The 4,094-nt window shown below is 62.9% G+C and carries 4 protein-coding genes and 1 pseudogene; 1 reads left to right on the top strand and 4 read right to left on the bottom strand.

Annotated features, from left to right (window positions below):
- Positions 1 to 337: 337 nt before the first annotated feature.
- The gene (gene glnA, locus AC1DIM_RS19555) at positions 338 to 1,762 is read right to left on the bottom strand and encodes a type I glutamate--ammonia ligase (protein WP_477712142.1); all 1,425 of its coding nucleotides are present in this window, start codon (positions 1,760 to 1,762) and stop codon (positions 338 to 340) included.
- Between the two features lie 261 nt (positions 1,763 to 2,023).
- Here glnA and AC1DIM_RS19550 point away from each other — a divergent pair, with 261 nt between their 5' ends.
- Entirely contained in the window at positions 2,024 to 2,461 is a 438-nt protein-coding gene (locus tag AC1DIM_RS19550; protein ID WP_477712141.1) for an RDD family protein, read from the top strand.
- Positions 2,462 to 2,482: 21 nt separating this feature from the next.
- On the opposite strand, the gene AC1DIM_RS19545 is transcribed toward AC1DIM_RS19550, so the two are convergent.
- The 3 genes and pseudogenes from AC1DIM_RS19545 to AC1DIM_RS19535 all read right to left on the bottom strand — a co-directional run.
- Entirely contained in the window at positions 2,483 to 2,833 is a 351-nt protein-coding gene (locus AC1DIM_RS19545; RefSeq protein ID WP_477712140.1) for a DUF3817 domain-containing protein, read from the bottom strand.
- 108 nt (positions 2,834 to 2,941) lie between these two features.
- Positions 2,942 to 3,694, bottom strand: a complete 753-nt coding sequence (locus AC1DIM_RS19540) for a DUF4191 domain-containing protein (protein ID WP_477712139.1) — start codon at positions 3,692 to 3,694, stop codon at positions 2,942 to 2,944.
- 88 nt (positions 3,695 to 3,782) lie between these two features.
- Positions 3,783 to 4,094 (bottom strand): annotated as a pseudogene (locus AC1DIM_RS19535) (lipoyl synthase); the annotation flags it as partial.

Below are 4,094 nucleotides of genomic sequence, written 5' to 3'. Positions count from 1 at the left end.
GGAACGCCTGAACCACCCGGAGCTTTTTCAATGAGGCAACGAAGCGGCCCGCCGGAGGCCTCCAACGAGGCAACGAAGACACCCATCCGGGGATATTCAAATGAGGCAACGAAGTATCTCTGCCGGAGGTATTGCTTTGAGGCAACAGGTACCTAATTGCCCGGGCGCTCGTTGCGGGAATGCCAGCGGGACGCTGACCTGCGGATTGAATATTTCGTCTGAGTAGATCCGTCCACGACGAAGGCCGGCCCCGTGCTGTTGCATGGGACCGGCCTTCGCTGTAACTCGATTCTTGCGGACTTTCTGTGGCTACCGCCGCTTTTGCCGCGGGATATTGCTAGACGCCGTAGTAGAGCTCGAACTCGTAGGGGTTCGGGCGCAGGGACAGCGGGCGGATCTCGTACTCGTATTTGTACTCGATCCAGGTATCGATCAGGTCCTGGGTGAACACGCCACCGGCCTGCAGGAACTCGTTGTCCTCCCGGAGAGCCTCAAGTGCTTCTTCCAGCGACCCCGGAGCCTTGGGGATGTCCTTGGCTTCCTCGGCGGGGAGCTCGTAGAGGTCCTTGTCGATCGGAGCGGGCGGTTCGATGCGGTTGCGGATACCGTCAATACCGGCCATCAGCTGGGCAGCAAAGGCCAGGTAGGGGTTGGAGGACGGGTCCGGAGCGCGGAACTCAATGCGCTTGGCCTTCGGGTTGGAACCCGTGATCGGGATGCGGATGCCGGCGGAGCGGTTGCCCTGCGAGTAAACCATGTTGACCGGGGCTTCGAAGCCCTTGACCAGGCGGCGGTACGAGTTGACCGTCGGGTTGGTGAAGGCCAGCACTGCGGAGGAGTGCTGCAGCAGGCCGCCGATGTACCAGCGTGCAGTGTCGGACAGGCCGGCGTAGCCCTTTTCGTCGTAGAACAGCGGTTCGCCATTGGTCCACAGCGACTGGTGGCAGTGCATGCCCGAGCCGTTGTCACCGAAGACCGGCTTCGGCATGAAAGTCACGGACTTGCCCCAGGCATCGGCCGTGTTCTTGATGACGTACTTGAACTTCTGCAGGTCATCAGCCGCGTGGGTCAGGGTGGTGAACTTGTAGTTGATTTCAGCCTGGCCGGCGGAACCTACCTCGTGGTGGCTGCGCTCGACCTCAAGGCCTGCCTCGTCCAGGGCGATGCACATGGCATCGCGGAGGTCGGCCTGCTTGTCGGTGGGGGAAACCGGGAAGTAGCCACCCTTGACGGGGGTCTTGTAGCCGAGGTTTCCACCTTCTTCTTCGCGGCCGGAGTTCCAGTGAGCTTCTTCGGAGTCGATCTTGTAGAAGCTGCCCTCGGGGGAGGACTGGTACTGGACGTTGTCGAAGACGAAGAATTCGGCCTCGGGAGCGAAGAACGCCGTGTCGGCAATGCCGGTGGAGGCGAGGTAGGCCTCAGCCTTTTCTGCCACGCCGCGGGGGTCGCGGTGGTACGGATCACCGGTGCGCGGGTTCACGATGGAGAAGTTCAGCGCAAGGGTCTTTTCCATGCGGAAGGTGTCCAGGAATGCGGTGGTGACGTCCGGGATCAGCTGCATGTCGGATTCGGCGATGCCCTGGAAGCCGCGAATGGAGGACCCGTCGAAGAGCTGGCCGTTGACGAAGAAATCAGCGTCAACGCTCTTGGCCGGCACGTTGAAGTGCTGCTGGACGCCGGGGAGGTCGGTGAAGCGGATATCGACGAATTTAACTTCCTCGTCCTTGATGAACTTGAGGACTTCGTCCGCGTTCTTGAACATCTATGCTCCTATCGCATATGTAAATATCTGGCTGCAAGCCGTCTGGTCCAGCGCAATCCGAAGGGCAGGGAAACAGCGTTTCCCTGCTCGGGCTATTGCTTGAAACTGCTACCAACCTTATGGACATGTCATTTCCCGACAGTGTCCGCATTGTTTCGGGCAGGTTACAGAACGCCCTGCCCACGCAACGCTAGCGGCTGACCTCACCGTGGTCCAGCGGTTTCCACGCTGCGAACGGTGACGAGTCGGTAGGATTGGACGGTGGTAGATCGCAACGACATTGGTTCCTGGCTCACCGGACCGGATACTTCCGGCATCTCCAAATATCCTGGGGAGCGGCTGGGGCTGCCCGAATCCGGACCCGGGTCCATCGCCCGCGCGGGACGGCGCATTGTTGCCATCATGCTGGACTGGGGACTGGCCATCCTGATCAGCAATTTTGCTTTCGGCGGTGACTCGTGGGCCACCCTGGCTATCTTTGCCGCCGAACAGATGATCCTGGTTGGAACCCTCGGCTACAGCATCGGGCACCGCATCGTGGGTATCCATGTGGTCCGGCTGGGCGGGGCGCCGGCAGGCCTGCTGGCCGGGGTGGTCCGCGCGGTCCTTCTGTGCCTCGTTATCCCCGCTGTAATCTTCGACCCGGACCACCGTGGCCTGCACGACAAAGCCATGAACACAGTCCTGGTGCGGCGCTAGATACTCCCGCGCAGGTCTGTCCTAGACGCCAGCGGTTTCCTTGACTTCTGAAGTGCGTGCTGCGCTGCTGGTGAGGTGACCGCGCTTCCCGGCCCAGCGCTCGAAGGCGATGGTCGCGAACGGGAAGACCGCCGAAACACCCGCAAACAGCGCCACCGCGAACGGCCAGCGCTGGAGCCGCCACAACGCCAGGGCAGCTACCCCGTAGCCGACGAACAGTGCGCCGTGAATGGGTCCGGCGATCTCCACGCCCAGCTCACTAGTCTGGGCGATCCACTTGAAGTACATGCCGGTCAGCAGGGCCGCCCAGCTGAACGCCTCGGCCACCGCCAGGATCCGGAAGGTACGGATAACAACAGTTTTCAGCGGCATTTTCATGGGCTTCTCCGATCTCAGGATGCGTTGGCGCGACGGTTGGCGCCGCAAAAAAGACCGCCCCGGTGCCCGGCCTGAGCCGGAACCGGGGCGGTCTCCAGGTTCTTAGCGTCCGCGGTTGGGACGCGCCTTGTAGGGGTCGATCCCCTTGGGGATGGGGAGGCGGTTACCCAAAGACGAGATGCGCTTGGACACTGCGTTCACCTCGAGCTTTGTCAGTTCGTTCTTCAGTTTGCCCATCTTCCTGGCCACCTGGCTGATGGGAACCTGGCCCTCGCCGCGGCCGCTTTCGATCACGTGGACCGTGACGTTCGGGAGGATGCGCGCCAGGCGCTTGCGCTCCGCATCGAGCAGCGGCTTGACGCGGACGGTGGGGCCTTCGCTGACCAGGACGACGCCGGGACGGCCGATGGCGCGGAACACGGCATCCTGGGTGCGGGGGTTGACGGCAACGGGCTGGTCCTCGGTGACCCAACCCCGTTTGAGGGTGCCCAGTGCAGCGCCTGAAGCGCCGGGCTGGTTCTCGATCTGCGCGAACGCCGCGCGCTCGGCCCGCCTGGACAGGATCAGGGTGGCACCAAGGAGGCCTAGGGGAATGCCGATCAGCAGACCCGTGATCCAGTTCTCCAGCCAGAATCCCACCAGGAAGCTGATGGCCACAACGCCCAGGAAGACCAGCAGCATCAGCCACGGAACCATGGGGTCGTGGCGGCGGGTCATGTTAAAGACTTCGCCGATCTGCTTGAGCCGGCTGGGCTTTTTGACCTTCGCTTCTTTTGGCTTGCGCGAGAAGAGGCCACGCTTCGGGGCGCCGTCGGCCGCCGGTGAAGTGTTACTGGAATCAGGGGATTTCGCCATAGTGCCTCAATTCTACGTGATTTATGGCTGAGGGCCGGACGCCGGAGGTTGCCCGGTGCCGGCCCTCAGGGCACAACAACTTTGCTGCTCAGGATCGTGCTGCGAGCAGTGAGCTGGCTTCCTGGCGGGTGCTGCCGGAGGATTCGATGTGGGCGAGCTCGGCCGGGATCTCCCAGCCCTTCTTCCGCATCGCGGTGGCCCAGAGCCGGCCGGCACGGTAGGAGGACCGGACCAGCGGGCCACTCATCACGCCGAGGAACCCGAGCTCGTTCGCCTCCTCCTGCAGGTCCACGAACTCCTGCGGCTTGACCCAGCGGTCCACCGGCAGGTGCCGCTCGGACGGGCGCAGGTACTGGGTGATGGTGATCAGGTCACAGCCGGCCTCGTGCAGGTCCCGCAG

Source organism: Pseudarthrobacter sp. 01T43 (assembly GCF_056398665.1).
Note: the sequence above shows the minus strand (reverse complement) of the source record. Positions and strands in the feature narration are given on the sequence as shown.

Excerpts from the sequence above, each read along its gene's own strand:
- glnA (WP_477712142.1), bottom strand. The coding sequence starts at position 1,762 with ATGTTCAAGAACGCGGACGAAGTCCTCAAGTTCATCAAGGACGAGGAA.
- AC1DIM_RS19545 (WP_477712140.1), bottom strand. The coding sequence starts at position 2,833 with ATGCCGCTGAAAACTGTTGTTATCCGTACCTTCCGGATCCTGGCGGTG.
- AC1DIM_RS19540 (WP_477712139.1), bottom strand. The coding sequence starts at position 3,694 with ATGGCGAAATCCCCTGATTCCAGTAACACTTCACCGGCGGCCGACGGC.